The 16,905-nt window shown below is 69.4% G+C and carries 14 protein-coding genes; 8 read left to right on the forward strand and 6 right to left on the reverse strand.

Annotated features, from left to right (window positions below; translation table 11 throughout):
* Positions 1-90 precede the first annotated feature (90 nt).
* From AB0L97_RS31730 to AB0L97_RS31740, 3 genes are all read left to right on the forward strand, one after another.
* Positions 91-2,487, forward strand: a complete 2,397-nt coding sequence (locus AB0L97_RS31730; RefSeq protein WP_364436774.1) for a PEP-utilizing enzyme — start codon at positions 91-93, stop codon at positions 2,485-2,487.
* 80 nt (positions 2,488-2,567) lie between these two features.
* Positions 2,568-3,473 (forward strand): tyrosine-protein phosphatase, encoded by a 906-nt coding sequence (locus tag AB0L97_RS31735; RefSeq protein ID WP_364436777.1) that lies wholly within the window; start codon positions 2,568-2,570, stop codon positions 3,471-3,473.
* Positions 3,474-3,808: 335 nt separating this feature from the next.
* Positions 3,809-4,009, forward strand: a complete 201-nt coding sequence (locus AB0L97_RS31740; protein WP_364436780.1) for a hypothetical protein — start codon at positions 3,809-3,811, stop codon at positions 4,007-4,009.
* A 46-nt stretch (positions 4,010-4,055) separates the two neighbouring features.
* Here AB0L97_RS31740 and AB0L97_RS31745 read toward each other — a convergent pair whose 3' ends face one another.
* Complete coding sequence (locus tag AB0L97_RS31745) at positions 4,056-4,841, reverse strand: tyrosine-protein phosphatase (protein ID WP_364436783.1); 786 nt, start codon at positions 4,839-4,841, stop codon at positions 4,056-4,058.
* Positions 4,831-6,993 (reverse strand): pyruvate, phosphate dikinase, encoded by a 2,163-nt coding sequence (locus AB0L97_RS31750; protein WP_364436786.1) that lies wholly within the window; start codon positions 6,991-6,993, stop codon positions 4,831-4,833. The genes AB0L97_RS31745 and AB0L97_RS31750 overlap by 11 nt, the downstream gene beginning before the upstream one ends.
* Positions 6,994-7,359: 366 nt before the next feature.
* On the opposite strand from AB0L97_RS31750, the gene AB0L97_RS31755 reads away from it, so the two are divergent.
* A complete protein-coding gene (locus tag AB0L97_RS31755; protein WP_364436789.1) occupies positions 7,360-8,946 on the forward strand; it encodes a FadD3 family acyl-CoA ligase in 1,587 nt (528 codons plus the stop codon).
* A gap of 346 nt (positions 8,947-9,292) precedes the next feature.
* On the opposite strand, the gene AB0L97_RS31760 is transcribed toward AB0L97_RS31755, so the two are convergent.
* Genes AB0L97_RS31760 through AB0L97_RS31775 form a run of 4 tightly spaced genes read right to left on the reverse strand, consistent with a single transcriptional unit; the run spans position 9,293 to position 13,380 of the window.
* Complete coding sequence (locus AB0L97_RS31760; RefSeq protein WP_364436792.1) at positions 9,293-10,111, reverse strand: SDR family NAD(P)-dependent oxidoreductase; 819 nt, start codon at positions 10,109-10,111, stop codon at positions 9,293-9,295.
* A 58-nt stretch (positions 10,112-10,169) separates the two neighbouring features.
* Positions 10,170-10,901, reverse strand: a complete 732-nt coding sequence (locus AB0L97_RS31765) for a glucose 1-dehydrogenase (protein WP_364436795.1) — start codon at positions 10,899-10,901, stop codon at positions 10,170-10,172.
* Positions 10,901-12,610, reverse strand: coding sequence for a 3-oxosteroid 1-dehydrogenase (gene kstD / locus AB0L97_RS31770; protein WP_364436798.1), 1,710 nt, complete (start codon positions 12,608-12,610; stop codon positions 10,901-10,903). Before kstD ends, AB0L97_RS31765 begins: the two co-directional genes overlap by 1 nt.
* A gap of 14 nt (positions 12,611-12,624) precedes the next feature.
* Positions 12,625-13,380, reverse strand: coding sequence for a glucose 1-dehydrogenase (locus AB0L97_RS31775; protein ID WP_364436801.1), 756 nt, complete (start codon positions 13,378-13,380; stop codon positions 12,625-12,627).
* Positions 13,381-13,597: 217 nt separating this feature from the next.
* On the opposite strand from AB0L97_RS31775, the gene AB0L97_RS31780 reads away from it, so the two are divergent.
* From AB0L97_RS31780 to AB0L97_RS31795, 4 genes are read left to right on the forward strand one after another with little or no spacing between them, the layout of a single operon-like run.
* On the forward strand, positions 13,598-14,725 hold the full coding sequence (locus AB0L97_RS31780; RefSeq protein WP_355075421.1) for an LLM class flavin-dependent oxidoreductase: 1,128 nt from the start codon (positions 13,598-13,600) through the stop codon (positions 14,723-14,725).
* Positions 14,726-14,751: 26 nt separating this feature from the next.
* On the forward strand, positions 14,752-15,510 hold the full coding sequence (locus AB0L97_RS31785) for a glucose 1-dehydrogenase (protein WP_364436805.1): 759 nt from the start codon (positions 14,752-14,754) through the stop codon (positions 15,508-15,510).
* An 18-nt stretch (positions 15,511-15,528) separates the two neighbouring features.
* The gene (locus AB0L97_RS31790) at positions 15,529-16,476 is read left to right on the forward strand and encodes an alpha/beta hydrolase (RefSeq protein WP_364436808.1); all 948 of its coding nucleotides are present in this window, start codon (positions 15,529-15,531) and stop codon (positions 16,474-16,476) included.
* A gap of 34 nt (positions 16,477-16,510) precedes the next feature.
* A complete protein-coding gene (locus AB0L97_RS31795; RefSeq protein WP_355075416.1) occupies positions 16,511-16,891 on the forward strand; it encodes a hypothetical protein in 381 nt (126 codons plus the stop codon).
* Positions 16,892-16,905: the final 14 nt, after the last annotated feature.

The raw sequence follows: 16,905 nt of genomic DNA on the forward strand, positions 1-16,905 counted from the left end.
CGGGACTGTGGTCGGCCGCAGGCTCGCCGTATGGCGATGGTGTGTGAACGGCGTCACGTCTGTATGGGCGCCAGCGAGGAGGAAGATTTCATGCGGGTCCTGGTCACCGGAGTTTCCGATCCGACCGGTCGCGCGGTGGCGCGCATGCTGCTGGCCGCGGGCCACGACGTGGTCGGGCTGGACCGCGCGCGGCACCGGTACGTCGACCCTCGGGTCGAGGTGATCACCGGTGACCCCGCCGAGCCCGCGTTGTGCGCACGGGCTGTCGCCGACTGCGCGTCGGTAGTGCATCTGGGCGGTTCGCTCGCCGCCATCGCGACGGCGGCCCGAGCGGCCGGGGCGCGAATCGTCGTTCCGGTGATCGCGGGGCCGGAATCGATCGCCGAGGACGTCGTGCGGTCCAGCGGGGCGGCGGCGTTGATCGTGCGCACCGCGCCGGTCGCGGGCAGGCGCGTCGATGGCGCGAGTTGGCGAATCCTGCGCGGGCTGCTCGGTTCCCGCCGAGCGGGCGGATTCCAGGTGCTGCACACCGACGACTTCGAACGTTTCCTGGTGCTGGCCGCGCAATCCGAGCGCACCGGCCTGGTCGAACTGGCCGCGCCCGGGGTGGTCTCGAGTGCGGACGCGCATCGCATCCGCCAGGCGGCCCGAACACGGCAGTCGCGGCGGACGTCCGGCACGCCACCGCAGGTGGATTCGAGGGTGGCCCGCGACGAATGGGGATTCCGGTGCGGCTGGACCGCGTCCGAAGTGGCGGCCGACCTCGTCCGCGGACTGACCGGTCGCAGACTCGACGGCGACGAGTTCGTCGCCGGGCCCGGCGCCATCCCGCTGCCCGGCTACCTGATACCCACCCGCGCGGCCACCTCGGACGGACACGCGCTGGTGTCGGTCGCGCCGGAAGGTCTCGAGGGCGAGTTCGACGATCGTGTCGACCCGGCCTATCCGGTGCACACCGCGACCAATACATCCGAGGCGCTGCCCGGACCGCTCACCCCGCTGACGGTGGATCTCCAAGCGGGCGCTATCCGGCTGGCCAATGCCGCGATGGGCACCATGATCGCGCTGGACGGCATCGCGCTGGAGCACTGGACCAGCCGGGTCACCACGGTGCTCGGGCACCACATCTACATCAACGCCTCCATCGGCGTGCTGGCCGCGGAGAACATGCCGGGCTGGGACGAGCAGAGCATCCGCCGCGACGTCTACGGCAACATCCCGCCCGAGATCTCGCTGACCCCGCACGGCAAGCCACCCACACCGACGGGATTCGCCAGTACCCGCGCCACCTGGCGCGCGGCGGGCCGGGTGCTGCGCACCGCGCTGCGCTACCGCGAGACCACCGACGGCATCAATGCCGCCGCGCATCAGGAATCCCTTGGCGCCGCGGCGATTCGCGAGCTCACCGATGAACAACTGCACGCCCGCGCCCTGCTGTGGCGGGATCGGCTGAATCAGTCCTGGGCGGCGGCGTCCATCGGGGTGATGATGACCGGCGCGGCCACCGCCATCCACTCCCGCGGCAAGGAAGCGGCGACCGTGCCCATCGATCTGGAGCGGTTGGAGTCGGCCAGGACCATGCTCGCGGTGGAACGGCTCGCCGCCTTGTGCCGGGCCGACACCGCGTTGCACGACGCGGCGCACGCGGGCGACGTCACCGCGGCGCGGACGATCTCCCCGGCGTTCGCCGCCGCGCTGGAGGAGGAGCTGCGGCGGATCGGACATCGCGGACCGGGCGAGTGCGAGCTGCTCAACCCGACCTTCGGCGACCGGCCGGAGCTGCTGGTGACCGCCGCCGCACGCGCCGCTCGGATGCCCGCGCCCAAGCGGGAACCGGTCGACCCGGCGCCGAGCCGCACCGCACGGATGGCGGCAGGAGCGACGATGGCGCGCGAACGCGTCCGCGACGCCGTGGTCCGGTACACCCACTGCCTGCGCCTCGCCGTGCGGGAGCGGGCGGAACGGCTGATCCGGCAGGGGCTGCTACAGCAGGCCGAGGACGCCTGCTTTCTCACGCTCGACGAAATCCTCTGGGCGCCAGCCGATCTGACCGAACGGGTAGCACGCCGCCGAGCCGAGCTGAGCCGGTTGCGCGGCGTCCGCATGCCGGATGTGATCGCAGGTGACTGGGAGCCGCTGCCGAACGCGGACGCGTTGACGCCCGGAGACGGCCTGACCGGCATCGGGGTATGCCCCGGCGTCGTGGAAGGCACGGTGAAACGCGTCCTGTCCCTGGACGACGACATCGAGCCGGGCGACATCCTGGTGGCATCGGTCACCGACACCGGGCACACCGCGATGTTCGCCTACGCCGCCGCGGTGGTCACCGACATCGGCGGCTCCGCCTCGCACGCGGCCATCGTGGCCCGGGAATTCGGCATCCCCTGCGTCGTGGACACCAAGACCGCCAGCACCCGGCTGGCCGATGGGCAACGGGTGCGGGTCGACGGGGCGGCCGGCACGGTCACCCTGCTCGCCGACGCCTGAGCCGTGGCCGGGGTCGCACACTCCGGCCCACTTGCCGGCTCGGCGTCGCCGGGCCGCGACTCTATGGAAGGAATGAGCCAGTGACGATTTCGCGTGTTGTTCGCGGGGCGGTGACCGGTGTCGCCGCCGCATTGATCGCCGTGTTCCCGTCCACCACCACCGCATTGGCGGGGCCCGGACTGGTGCACACTGTGCACGACCGCTCCATGCAGTTGTCGTCGGCGCCGAATGCGCGGGACATCGGTGACTATCCCACCCAGGGCAACGGCAAACTCCGTACCGGCGTGGTGTTCCGCACCGACGCCCTGGACAAACTCACCGCCGCCGACCAGCAGAAGCTGGTCACATCGGGCATCACCGCGGTGATCGATTTCCGCAGCCCGAACGAGTCCGGGGCCAACCCCGACAAGCTTCCGGCGTCGATTCCCGCGCTCGCGCGTCCGGTGTACGACCCTGGCAACGACTTCTACCTGATGGTGGGCAAGGCGGTGCAGGGCGGTCCCGCCGTGCAGCAGCAGATGTTCGGCGACGGCAAGGCCGCGGGCATCATGCGCGACTACTACCGCTGGCTGGTCACCGACGCCGCGGCTCGCGCGCAGTTCGGGGCCGCCATCCGGGACATCGTGAACGCGAACGGACCCGTGTTGTTCCATTGCACCGCGGGCAAGGACCGCACCGGTTGGATGACCGCGATCTTGATGACGGCGCTCGGTGTGCCGAAAGGCCAGGTGTACAAGGACTATCTGGAATCGAACGACAACCTGGCCGCGAGCAACAAGACGACGATGGACGGGCTGGTGGCCAAGGGGCTGGTCACCGATCCGGCGCTGTTCGATCCGATCCTCGGCGTGCGCGCCGAATACCTCGACGCTGCTTTCGACCAGGCCGCCGCGTCCTTCGGATCGTTCGACCGGTTCGTCACCGACGGACTCGGCGTCGACGGTGCCACGCTGGAAGCGCTGAAAGCCGAACTGTTGCCGCGGTAGTCGACGACCGGAGCGGGTCGGGTGGATCGTGATCCACCCGACCCGCTCAGTCGTTTCGGGACCCACCGGACGACCGCGCCGCTGAGCGGATGCGGGTCACGAATTCGCGCTCGAGGATCGGGCCGCCGTCAGCACGCAGAGGTGTCCGCCGGACCCATAATCACCCTCCGGTGGCATGCGGCATCAACCGACCGCCCGACGGGGTGTGCGACTTTCGGCACAGCGGACTTACTTCTGAATGGCGATGTTTCCAGCGCGGTGGGTGGCGACACTGGAACCACGCCGGTCGGGGAATCGCTACGGCGTCGGCGTCCAGTCGAGTGAGGAGTCGATCAGTGACACAGCAGGAGTGGCGCGGGACGGTCGTGAAGAAGTCGCGTGGGTTGCTGGACGGCGCGAATCTGTATCGGCGCTTGCACGTCCGGTTGCAGGATGGCAGCACGATGAAGATCCGCGTGGACCGGACGTTGTGGAAGGTGCTGGAGGTCGGCGACTCGGTGATCAAGCGGGCCGGAGCCGACCCGGTCAAGGACTGACCTGCCGGAGCGGCTCGGTGAGCGCGCCGGACCGGGCCGCGATGTCCTATTCCGGCGCGATCAGCACGGCACGCAGTCGTGCCAGCTCCCCTGTGGTGAGCCCGCAGGCCAGCAACCACTCGGCCGCGCCGCCGTGGTCCGCGGACAGTTTCGCGAGAAAACGCCGCATCACTTCGGCCTCGACGCCGAGAATGCCGGTGCTGACCGGGGGCAGCCCCGTGTAGGACGGAAGCGCGTCGAGCCGGTCACGGACCCGGTGCATGCGTTCGCCGGTCAGGGCGTAATCGGCCGCGATCGCCTCCGGCGGCACGCCCACCGCGTCCAGGAGCACCGCTGCGAGCACTCCGGTGCGATCCTTGCCCGCGGCGCAGTGGAACAGCACCGAGTGGTGGCCTGCGTCGATGACGAGCCGGACCGCCGCGACGATGGACTCGGCGCTGCCCGCCAGCAGCTTGTCGTACAAGTCGACCAGATCCACCCGGCTCGAGTCGGGGACCAGATCTCGTGCGGCGAGCGAGGATTGCGGCGATTTCCGCACCGGGAGGCAGACCCGCCGGACGTCGGCGGTGGCCAGCAGGCCGTAGCCCTCGCGCTCCACCTCGTCGGGCAGCCGGAGATCGATCAGTGTGCGCAGACCGATCGGTCCGAGCAGCTTCGCCATGTCGGACTCGGTGAGATTCTGCGGCGTGCTGGAACGGTAGACGACGCCGAAACGGGTTGTGCCGCCGTTCTGCACGGGCAACCCGCCCAGGTCGCGGACGTTGTCGATCTGGGCGAACTCGACCCACCGGTCACCGGGCACGGTGGCTTCGCCCGTGCTGTCAGTGGGCACGGCCGGCCGCCGCCTCGTCGGCGCGGCTCAGGCCGCACAGTCCGATCAGGTCTTCGTGCAACTCGAACCACACGGTGTGGTAGCTGTCGAGCACCGGCCGTGCGACCCAAGCGTGGTCACCATCGGCGATCCGCTCGACGGCGTGTGCGAAGCGGACGCCGTACCGTGCCAGCCGGGGCGCGACGTCGCCGATCCGCCGCAGCAGCGGCTGCACGGCGCCGTGCAGGTCGGTCAGCCGGGTCAGCACCGCACCGTCGTAGTCGGCGTCGGCATGATCGTTGACGGTGGCCGGGTCCTTCATCTGCCAGGCGGTGACGACTTCTTTCAAAACCCCGTTGAAATCGCAGAATTCGGCGTAGACAGAGGCGATCGCGGCACGGTCGACGGTCCGTCGCTCCGCCGCCAGCAGGCCGTCCAGGTGCTGTCTGCCCTCGGGTGTGAGCCGCACTCCGATCGGTGTCGCGGCGCACCATCCCGCGGTTACCAGCTGTTCGCATCGAGCGGCGACCGTCTCGGCAGACGCAGCTACGCCCGCGGCCAGCGCGTCATGGGCGGCCCGGCCTTTGATCCCGATCAGCCGCAGCAAATCGAGGTCGGGAATATCCGTCACGGTCGCCGGGGATGCCACATCTACTTTCACCGAGACATCGGTCGCGCGCGCGTCGAGCCACGCCGCCAACCGGTCGGCGTCGGTGCCCGCCCACCCGGCCAATCGGCCGACGTCCGCGAGGGTGCTCGCATCGACGGGTTTGCCTTCGACCCGGCCCGGCCAGACGCTGCCCGCACCGCCGTCCACGGTCACCACCTGACCGGCGAGGGCCGCGACGACGCCGGGGCCGCAGCCGACCACGCAGGGCCTGCCGATCTCGCGGCCGACCAGTGCGGCATGCGAAGTGGCGCCGCCCAATTCGGTGACGATCGCGCGGGCGGCGATCATGCCGTGCAGGTCGTCGGGGCTGGTGGTCGGGCGGACGAGGATCACGTCCTCGCCCGTCTCCGCCCTACGCTCGGCCTCGTGCGGATCAGTGACGACGACACCCGAGGCCAGGCCCGGACACGCCGCTTCGCCGCGTGCGAGCGGTGTCCCGGTGTACTCCCCGGTCGCCGGGCGCAGCACGGTGCGCACCTGGTCGGCGGTGACCCGGTTCAGCGCCTCGTCGGTGCCGATGAGCCCTTCCTCGGCCATCGCGACCGCGGCACGCACCGCCGCCCGCGCCGAGCGCTTGGCCGACCGCGACTGCAACAGCCACAGGGTGCCGGACTCGACGGTGAATTCGATGTCCTGGATATCGCGACCGTCGCGTTCCAGCAGGTCGGCCGCCGCGATGAGTTCGGCGTGCACCTGCGGTGACAGCGTCGCCAGTTCGTCGAGCGGCCGGGGAGTGGTCCGGCCGGACACCACGTCCTCACCCTGTCCGCCCACCAGCCACTCGCCGAACGTCGCGCGCTCTCCGGTGTTCGGGTTGCGGCTGAACAGCACACCGGTACCGGACTTCTCGTCGAGATTGCCGAACACCATGGCTTGCACCGTCACCGCCGTGCCGAGGCTTGCGGACACGCCGCGATTGCGCCGATACGTCTGCGCCCGGGGCGAATCCCAGGACCGGAACACCGCACTGATGGCCGCCCGCAACTGCTCCCAGGGGTCCTCCGGCACCGCACCGGCGGGATCACCCAGCACCGTTTCGCGATACTGGGTACGGAACCGCTCCCGCGTATCGGCCGCGTAGCCCGGATTCCCGGTCTCCGCCGCCAGCGCTCGCTCGACCGCCTCGTTCATGCCGAGGTTGAGTACCGTGTCCATCATCCCCGGCATGCTGACCGCCGCGCCCGAGCGGACCGACACCAGCAGCGGGCGGGTGCCGGATCCGAAGATGCGGCCGGTGCCGCGCTCCACAGCGGCGATGCCCGCCCGGACACCGTGCCAGATGTCCTCGCCGATCTCCCCGCGCGCGGAGAAGTCGGCCCAGCCCTCGACGGTGATCACGAACGCGGGCGGCACCGAGAGGCCGAGCGCGCGCATGCGGTTGACGCTCCACGCCTTGCCGCCGATGCGTTCCCGGGACAGCGAACAGGCGCCGTCGAGTTCGACGACCGGCCCCGCGCCCGCTGCCTCGTCGTTTCGCTCCACTAGCTCTGCTCCGGCCGTCATGTCACTCCTTGGCAATCACTGAACGTTCCGCGCCTCAGCGCGATTCGGATCTCGTACACCGGGCCGTGCGCGGCGCGAACCGCGGCGCACACACCTGTCGCTCGTTTCGAGCCTGCCGTGCCACTGGTCACCTGCCGTACCCGTGGTCCCGCTGAGCAGGACCAGTGATCCCGCGTGAGCCGACCTGATGGCGGCATGCGGTCGTCGCCGCCCTCGACCGCTCGACGTACCATATCGCGACCGCGCCCGGTACCGATGGGCGATACGCGGTACCTGCGAACTCCTGACCGGGAGAGAATTCCCGGTCAGCGGGATGTTCGGCGGCGATCGGTCCGAAGCGAACGGCTGGTGCGGCACGATCGGGGCATGGATCGACGGCGCGCGGCGACCGGTGAGCTCGCGACCATTCCGGCGGTACTGGCCGACCGGGCACGGCGGCACGGCGCGCGGATCGCGGTGGTGGCGCCGGAGGGTCAGCTCACCTACGCCGAACTCGCCGTCGCGGCGCGGCGGGTCACACGGGCATTGCTGGCACGATCGGTGCGGCCCGGCGATCGGGTGGCGATCTGGGCGCCCAACACCGCGCGATGGGTGACCGCCGCGCTCGGCGTGCTCGGTGCGGGCGCGACGCTCGTCCCGATCAGTACTCGGCTGCGCGGTCGCGAGGCGGCCGACATCCTCGCTCGCGGCCGGTGCCGCATGTTGCTCACCGTGGCCGGATTCCTCGGCACCGACTACCCGGGGATGCTGCGGGAGTCGGGGTGCGCGCTGCCGGAGTTGCACACCACCGTCGTGCTCGACGACACCGCCGCGGAACTCTCGTGGTCCCGATTTCTCGCACTCGGCGCCGAAGTTCCCGTCGCGGACGCCGACGCGCGGATCGCGTCCGTGGACCCGGAGTCGGTCTCCGACATCCTGTTCACCTCCGGCACCACGGGAGTGCCGAAAGGCGTGCCGTCCACCCACCGGCAGACGATCGAGGCGTTCAGCCGTTGGGCCGATGCGGTCACTCTCTCCGGCGACGACAGGTATCTGCTGGTGAACCCGTTCTCCCACACCTTCGGCTACAAGGCCGGGATCATCGCGTGCCTGTTACGCGGCGCCACCATGGTGCCGGTGGACCGATTCGATCCGCAGCGTGTGTTCAGCGCCATCGAGCGCGAGCGGATCACCGTGCTGACCGGCCCACCGACCCTCTTCCACGACCTGCTCACGCACCGACGCGCCGCCCACGATCTGAGTTCCCTGCGGCTGGCGGGCACGGGTGGTTCGAGCGTGCCGACCGAATTGGTGGAGCGGATCCGCTGTGAACTGGGTGCCGAGAACATCTTCACCGGGTACGGACTGACCGAGTCGACCGGCGTCGCCACGATCTGCGCACCCGACGCACCGGCACACCTCCTGGCGCACACCGTAGGAAAAGCGCTGCCCGGCACGCTGATTCGGGTTGTGGACGATTCCGGGCGACGGGTGCGGGCGGGTGAGCCCGGCGAGATCGTGATTTCCGGTTCCAACGTGATGCACGGTTACCTCGACGACCCCGCAGCGACAACAGCGGCCATCGATTCCGGCGGCTGGTTGCACACCGGCGATATCGGCACCCTCGACACCAACGGCTACCTGCGCGTCGCCGACCGCCGCGCGGACATGTTCATCGTGGGCGGGTTCAACGTCCACCCCGCCGAGATCGAGCGAATCCTCCTCGACCATCCCGAGATCGCCGAAGCCGCAGTAGTCGGTGTCCCCGACGCTCGTCTCGGCGAAGTCGGCCACGCCTTCGTCGTCCCCGACGGCCCCGTCGAAATCGACCCGACAGAGATTCTCGCCTGGGCCCGGACCCGTATCGCCGGTTACAAGGCCCCGCGTCGCATCGAGGTCGTAGCGGCACTACCTCGAAACGCTGCAGGCAAGGTCCTCAAACGGATCCTGCGTTCGCAGGGTGCCCAGCCCTGAGTACTTCCCGGCTCTACCCCGGTGATCGCCTCCCGGGCCGCCGGTGAACCTGTAGGCGACCCCAATTCACCGTTGCACCACCCCCCACGCGGCAGGATAGCTATATGGGTCAGGAGACCGCTGCATCGCCTCTTGGAGCGCCACCGCCTCGAGCCCGCTCCATTGCCATCTCCTCAGCATGGGCCGTCCTTCTTGTCGAAGCGCCGGAAACGAGCAAGGCGGTCCTACCCCGCCAGGTCGCGAAGGACCCGGTTCGGTTAGGACCACCTTGTGTAGTGGGTAATCAGCGAGAACGCGTCCGGCTGCTGACAAGCACCTGCCGCCCACAGGATCTGCGCGCCGCGTGTCAGGCGACCTCGTTCTTCATCTGCGCGGTGAGGATCTTCTGGTATCCGGATCCGAAAACCCTTGGCAGCCAATCGATGACGTGGGCGTCCGCGCCGATCAAGATCTTCGCCTTGTTCTTGCGGATACCGTTCACGATGACCCGCGCGGCGTGCTCCGGGGTGGTCTTGGCCAGGCGGTCGAAGTTGGCGGCCAGCGCGTCGCGATCGCGATCGCCGCCCGCCCGCGCCTTCCAGGCGATCTCGGTCTTGATCATGCCCGGATGCACGCTGCTGACGCCCACCGCGTGCCCGGCGATGTTCATCTCCTGCCGCAGCGCGTCGGTGAAGGCGCGAATGGCGAATTTCGTCGCACTGTATGCGCCCTGGCTTGGGCAGGCGGCCAGGCCGAACATGCTCGACACGTTCGCGATATGGCCGTCACCGGAGGCGATGACATGAGGCAGGAACGCCTTCGTGCCGTAGGCGACGCCCCAGAAGTTGATGCCGACGATCCATTCGAAGTCGGCCCAGCCGAGTTCTTCCACATTCGCGGTCAGCGAGACTCCGGCGTTGTTGACCACCAGATTGATCCCGCCGAAGTCCTCGGCCACCTCGTCGGCGTGGCGGTACACCGCCGCCCGGTCGGTCACGTCCAGCTTGTACGCGCGCGCTTGCGCGCCTTCCTTGGCACACAGCGCCGCGGTCTCGGCGACGTTCTCCACGTTGCGGCCCGACAGCGCCAGCCGTGCACCGCGGCGGGCGAGTTCGACCGCCAACGCCCGGCCGATGCCCGCGCCCGCGCCGGTGATCACCGCGGTCCTGCCCTCGAAATTCTTCACGGTCGATTTCCTTGTCTCGCTCGGCGGTCGGCCCGCCGGTTTGCTCTGCCGGTGGTCCTCACAGGCACGTGTAGCCGCCGTCCGCCACGAATTCCGAGCCGGTGCTGAAGCTCGACTCGTCACTGATCAGGAACAGCACCAGGTTCGCCAGTTCCTCGGGACGGCCGGCCCTGCGGATCGGCTGATTGCCCGACATGCCCTGCGAGCGTGCCGATTCCGCGGTCATCTCGGTGACTACGACACCGGGGTGCACCGAGTTGACGCGAATGTCGTCGGCGGCGAACTCCTGGGCGGCGGTCTTGGTCATGCCGCGCACGGCCCATTTGGACGCGGTGTAGCCGAGGATGTTGGAGAAGGCGATGATGCCGCCGATCGAGGAGATATTGACGATGGAGCCGCCTCCGGCCCGGCGCATCGACCCCAGCACCGTCTTCATGCCGAGGAACACCCCGACCTGGTTGACGTCGATCACCTTGCGGAAATCGGCTTCCGACAGCTTCTCGATCGGATCGACGTGGACGATGCCCGCGTTGTTGACCAGGCCCGAGACCGGCCCGAAGACCTTCTCGGTGTAGGTGACCACGTCGTTCCAGGCCGACTCGTCGGTGACGTCGAGCGGGAGGAAGGTCGCCGCGTCGCCCAGCTCGGCGGCCAGAGCCACGCCATCGTCCACCAGGACGTCGCTGATCAACACTCTGGCGCCCTCGGCGACCAGCCGCCGCGCGAAGGCCGCACCCATTCCTCGGGCGCCGCCGGTGACGATCACGTTCTTACCCTCGACGCGTCCCATCAACGCGCTCCTTCCGATGTCTGCGCCCGACGTTCGGTCGTTCCCGGCTGGTTCCCTGCGATATGACCGGCCGCGATGTAGCCGAACACCATGGCGGGACCGATGGTCGCGCCCGCGCCCGCGTAGTCGTTGCCCATCACCGAGGCCGAGTTGTTCCCCGCCGCGTACAGGCCGGGGATGGGCTGGTCGTCGCTGTCGAGGACGCGCGCGTGCTCGTCGGTGACCAAACCGCCCTTGGTGCCCAGATCACCCGGCACCATCTCGACGGCGTAGAACGGCCCCTGCTCGATCGGTGCCAGGCACGGATTGGGCCGCACCGTCGGGTCGCCGTAGTAGCGGTCGTACGCGGAATCACCACGGCGGAAGTCCTCGTCGCGACCGGCACGGGCGAAACCGTTGAAGCGCTCCACCGTCGCGGTGAGCGCCGCGGGCGGCACGCCGATCTTCGCCGCGAGCTCGGCCAAAGTGTCTGCCTGCTGGATGATCCCGGCATCCAGGTACTTCTGCGGAAGCGGACGCTTCGGGAAGTTGCCCAGGAACAGGTACCGGTCCCGGAACCGCTGGTCCATGATGAAGTACGCCGGGATGTGCCCGACGCCCGCCGCTTCCTGCTCGTACATCTTGTGCACGACGTTCACGTAGGGGGCCGATTCGTTGACGAACCGCTCGCCCGCGTGGTTCACCATGATGCCGCCGGGCTGGGAGCGCTCGGCGAGGCAGAAGAACGGCGGCCCGTCGGGATTGCGCACGGACGGTCCCCACCAGGCGTCGTCCATGAGATCGACCGCGCCGCCGGCCTTCTGGCCCGCGACGATGCCCTCACCGACGTTCTCGGTGGCGCCCACCGTCCATTCGGTGGACTGGGGGCCGCTCATGTACTGCCGACGCATCTCCAGGTTGTGCTCGAAGCCGCCCGCCGCCAGCACCACGCCGCGGCGCGCCTTGATCACCACCGGCGTCCCGTCGCGTTCGGCGCGTACGCCGACCACCGCGTTGCCCTCGGTGATCAGTTCGGTCAGCGGCGTGTTCAGCCACACCGGCACCCCGGCGTCGCGCAGCGACAGCCACAGCCGGGCCGCGAGGGCCTTGCCCAGGCTCAGCGGCAGCCGTCCGCGCAGCTTGTTCCCCACCGCTTGGATACCGACCTTGATCGCGGTGCGCTTCCCGGCCCAGGTGCGGGCGATCATGTTCAGATCGTGGAAGTCGCTGACGGTGAAGGCGATGCCCTTGGGACCGGACATGGTCGGCTGGTTGATCTTGTGCAGGTCGCCGCCGAGCAGCCGTCCGTCCAGCGGGGCCGGCTCGATGCTGCGTCCCTGGGCGAGACCACCGGGGAACTCGGGGTGGTAGTCGGAATAGCCACGGTCGTAGACGAATTCCCAATATTTGCTGCGAGCGCCGAGGTAGCGCATCATCTCCGGTCCGCGCTCGAGAAACGCCCGCTGCCTGGCCTCCGGTACCCGATCGCCCACCACGGCCGCGAGATAGGTGCGGGCAAGTTCCGGGCTGTCGGGCACGCCTTCGCGCTGGAGTACCGGGTTGTTCGGGATCCAGATGCCGCCGCCGGACCGTGCCGTGGAGCCGCCGAACGCTCGGCCTTTCTCGATCAGCGTCACCGAAAGTCCACGGTAGGCGGCCGTGAGGGCGGCGGTCATGCCCGCGGCGCCGGAACCGACGACCACCACGTCGAATTCGAATTCCTGAGTCATCGCGTCGCTTCCCGTCAGTAGCCGCAGCCGGTGAGCATGCCGCCGTCGACCACGAATTCGCCTCCGGTGCAATAACTCGCCGCGTCCGAGGCCAGGAACACCGCCACATGGGAGACCTCGACGGGCTGCCCCCAGCGCGGGATCGGCAGGCTCGCGAAGAAACCGTCGCCGTCGACGCCGGACGCACCGGACACCGCCGCGGTCATGGTCGTGGCGATGCCGCCCGGGTGCAGCGAGTTGACTCGGATACCCAGATGGCCGAGCTCGCGGGCGGCCGACTTGGTGATGCCGCGGATCGCGAACTTGCTCGCGCTGTAGGCGGACAGGCCCGCGGCGCCGACGAACCCCTCCACCGAGGAGACGTTCACGACCGCACCGCCGCCGGTCTCGGCCAGCGCCGGTGCGGCGGTCTTGATGCCCAGCCAGGTGCCGGTCACGTTGACCGACATGATCGCGGTGAAATCCGCCAGAGCCATTTCGGCGATCGGGACGAACCGCAGGATGCCCGCGTTGTTCACCACCGCGTCCAGCCGCCCGTAGTGGCCGACCGCCTCCGACACCGCAGCGGACCAATCGGCCTCGCTGGTCACATCGTGGTGCACGTACCGCGCGGCGTCACCCAGTTCCGCGGCCAGCGCCGTTCCCTCGTGATCGAGCACGTCACCGAACACCACCCGCGCGCCCTCGGCCACGAACTGCCGTACGTGCTCGGCGCCCATCCCGCGCGCCCCGCCGGTGACCAGCGCCACCTTGCCGTCGAGTTGTCCCACCGATTTCCGTCCTCTCTGACCGTCCCTTGCGCACCGACGCTAGGTCGCCCACCGGGGCACGGCACCGGATGGTCCCGCCCACCGGGACTAGCTCCTGACCTGAGAAATTCCAGCGGTCATATTTCGATTAGGCATACAGCTTCCGACTGTCCCGCAGCGGGACGAATCACCCCGACGAAACCGGAAACGCCCGATCGGGCGTCGAGAAGGAGACCGGATGAAGTTCTCGATGATCTTCGAGGCCCAGATGGCCAACCCCTCGCGTGAGCACGAGCACCAGGTGCTGCGCGACTGTGTCGAGCAGGCGGTACTCGCCGACGAGATGGGATTCGACACCGTCTGGGCGGTCGAGCACCACGGCTTGAAGTGGTACGCGCACATGAGCGCCCCTGAGGTCTTCCTGACCTGGGTGGCCGCCAAGACCGAACGGATCCGGATCGGGCACGGCGTGGTGTGCATGCCGTTCAACTTCAACCACCCCGTGCGGGCGGCCGAACGCGCAGCGATGCTCGACGTGCTGTCCGGCGGCCGGCTCAACCTCGGCGCGGGCCGCGGCGCGACGCCGGTGGAGACCTCCATGTGCGGTGTCGACCCCGAGCGCACCTACCAGGAGGTCGAGGAGTCGCTGCGCATGATCGGCAAGGCATGGCAGGATCCCGAGGCCGAATTCGAGTACAACGGCGAACTCTTGCAGGTCTCGCCGCATTCGCTGCTGCCGCGGCCGGAGCAGCTGCCGCATCCGCCGCTGTTCATGGCGTGCACCAAGAAGGACACGCTGAAAATGGCCGCCGACTACGGAATCGGCGCGCTCGTGCTGGGTTTCGCGGGCGTGGAGGAGATCGCCGAACTGCGGCGCACCTATGACGAGGCGATCGCCGCGCGCACCGGTGAGCGTTTCGTCTCGACCGTCGTGAACGATCATTTCGCGGCGCTGTGCCCCACCATCGTCCTCGACGACCGGGAGAAGGCCCAGCAGATCGGCGCCCGCGGACAGCGCTTCTTCGCCCAGTCCATCAAGCACTACTACGGCGCGGGTCCGGCTCCCGACGAGGCCGTGGACCCGAACGCGGACGAAGTCGCCGCCATCAAGCAGGCCGCCGACGACCACGTGGCCTACCTGCACGAGGCCAAGATCCCCGTGAAGACCGGCGCCACCTCGGTCTTCAACGTCGAGCACGCCTACGGCAGCCCCGAGGACGCCATCGCCTACGTCGAGCGTCTGCAGGCGGCGGGCGCCGACGAGATCCTCTGCCTCATCCAGATGGGCACCGTGCCGCAGGAGGCCTGCCTGGAGACCATCCGGCATTGGGGCGAGAAGGTCATCCCCCACTTCCGCAACAGCTGACCCCGCAAGACAACGAGGAGTTCGACATGGTTGACCTGAGTGGGAAGGTCGCCCTGATCACCGGCGCCGCCCGAGGACAGGGCGCCGCCGAGGCGCGGCTGTTCGTGGAGCGCGGCGCCCGGGTGGTGATCACCGACGTGCTGGAAGCCGAAGGCGCGCAACTGGCCGAATCGTTGGGCGCCGCCGCACGTTTCGTCCGGCATGACGTCGGCAGCGGTGACGACTGGGAGGCCGCCGTCGGCACGGCGGTTTCGGCGTTCGGCACGCTGGACGTCCTGGTGAACAACGCCGCCATCTACACCGCGAAGCCGCTGAGCGACACCGCGCCGGAGGAGTTGGAGCGAATCCTGCGGGTGAATCTGGTCGGTCCGTTCCGCGGCATCCAGGCGGCGATCGGGCCGATGACGCGGGCGGGCGGCGGCTCGATCGTCAACATCTCCTCGCAGGCGGGCCTCGAAGGGCTGATGGGTCACTCCGCCTACGGCTCCTCGAAATGGGGCCTGCGCGGGCTGACCAAGACCGCCGCGCTCGAACTGGGCCCGGCCGGAATCCGGGTCAACTCGGTGCATCCTGGCCCGATCGCGACCCCGATGGTCCCGTACCTGACCACCGGCCCCGGCAGCTTCCCCTCCCTGCCGCTGCAACGCACCGGCGCGCCGGAGGAGGTCGCCGAGCTGGTCGCGTTCCTTGCTTCCGACGCCTCGGCCTACATCACCGGCGCCGAGGTGACGATCGACGGCGGCCTGGCGGCGGGCAAGTTCCTGCCACCGGACCTCGAGCAGTAGCGAAAGGGGCGAGCCGCGATGCCGCTGACACCACAGGCGCGGGCGATCGTCGAGGCCGCGGGCGCCGCGTTCCCGAAATTGGGCACCGAAGTGCTCGATGCCGCCGAGGCCCGGCGGCTGCTCGCCGCCCGTCCCGCGCCGGTCATCGATCCGATTCCCGTCGCCGAGGTGTGGGATCGACTGATTCCCGGCCCGCCGGGCGCACCCGAGATCCGCGTCCGCGTCTATCGTCCCGCCGCGGCGGTGCAGCCGCCTCCGATCGTGATCTTCTGCCACGGCGGCGGATTCGTGATCTGCAGCCTCGACAGCCATGACCGGTTCTGCCGGGCCATGGCCGTCGGGGCGGAGGCGATCGTGGTGTCGGTGGACTACCGGCAGGCGCCCGAGCACCGGTTCCCCGCGGCGGCCGAGGACGCGTACGCGGCGCTGCGCTGGGTCGCCGACCACGCCGAATCGCTGGGCGGCGATCCCGCCTGCCTCGTCGTGGCCGGGGACAGCGCGGGCGGCAACCTCGCCGCGGTGACCACGTTGATGGCACGCGATCGAGGCGGCCCCGAGATCGCCCGGCAACTGCTGCTGTATCCCATGCTCGATCCGGCCTGCGCCACGGCGTCCTACCGCGACAACGCCGACAGCTATTTCACCACCGCCGCCCACCTGCGCTGGTATTGGCGTCAGTACCTGGGCTCGCACGACGGCGCCGATCCGTACGCCAACCCACTCACCGCCGACCTGGCCGGGCTCCCGCCCGCACACATCGTCACCGCGGAGTTCGATCCGCTGCGCGACGAGGGCGAGGACTACGGGCAGCGGCTGCGGCGAGCCGGTGTCCCGGCGGCGATCCACCGCTGCGACGGCATGTTCCACGGCTTCCTGAGCATGGCCGACGACCTGCCCGAGGCGGTCCGGGCCAACACCGCCACCTACGAGGTCGTACGCGCCGCCCACGCCGAGCGGCGTTCCTGAACGAGCCCGCACCACGCACTGTTAGGACCCACCCATGACGATCCAACGGATCGGCCCCGCCTACCCCACCGACGACCTGCCCGCCACGGTGGCACTGCTGGCCGCCGTCCTCGCTACCGAACCCACCGTCGTCGACGGCGACCGCTGGGCCCAGTTCGACAGCGATGGCGTCCGCGTGATGCTCGCGGGCACCGACCGCGAGGACGACAGCCCGTTCCTCGCGATCAAGGTGGACGACCTGGATGCCGCGTTGAACCGGCTGCGCGCCGGAGGTTTCGAAGCCGCGCAGCCGGTCATCGGACCGCACGAACGCCGCGCCGTGATACGGCCGACGCCCGGCTCCGCCTGGCACATCGCCCTCTATGAACCGATCTCGGGTGCGAATCCGGCCCAGCGAGCGGAAACATCCGAGTAGCAACGAAATACGGC

This window comes from Nocardia sp. NPDC051911 (assembly GCF_040681035.1).
Classification (GTDB): Bacteria; Actinomycetota; Actinomycetes; order Mycobacteriales; family Mycobacteriaceae; genus Nocardia; species Nocardia sichangensis.

Bases quoted from the DNA above. Each gene is read 5' to 3' on its own strand.
- AB0L97_RS31780 (WP_355075421.1), top strand. From the start codon at position 13,598: ATGAAGTTCTCGATGATCTTCGAGGCCCAGATGGCCAACCCCTCGCGT.
- AB0L97_RS31730 (WP_364436774.1), top strand. From the start codon at position 91: ATGCGGGTCCTGGTCACCGGAGTTTCCGATCCGACCGGTCGCGCGGTG.
- AB0L97_RS31790 (WP_364436808.1), top strand. From the start codon at position 15,529: ATGCCGCTGACACCACAGGCGCGGGCGATCGTCGAGGCCGCGGGCGCC.
- AB0L97_RS31785 (WP_364436805.1), top strand. From the start codon at position 14,752: ATGGTTGACCTGAGTGGGAAGGTCGCCCTGATCACCGGCGCCGCCCGA.
- AB0L97_RS31795 (WP_355075416.1), top strand. From the start codon at position 16,511: ATGACGATCCAACGGATCGGCCCCGCCTACCCCACCGACGACCTGCCC.
- AB0L97_RS31755 (WP_364436789.1), top strand. From the start codon at position 7,360: ATGGATCGACGGCGCGCGGCGACCGGTGAGCTCGCGACCATTCCGGCG.
- AB0L97_RS31765 (WP_364436795.1), bottom strand. From the start codon at position 10,901: ATGGGACGCGTCGAGGGTAAGAACGTGATCGTCACCGGCGGCGCCCGA.
- kstD (WP_364436798.1), bottom strand. From the start codon at position 12,610: ATGACTCAGGAATTCGAATTCGACGTGGTGGTCGTCGGTTCCGGCGCC.
- AB0L97_RS31750 (WP_364436786.1), bottom strand. From the start codon at position 6,993: ATGACGGCCGGAGCAGAGCTAGTGGAGCGAAACGACGAGGCAGCGGGC.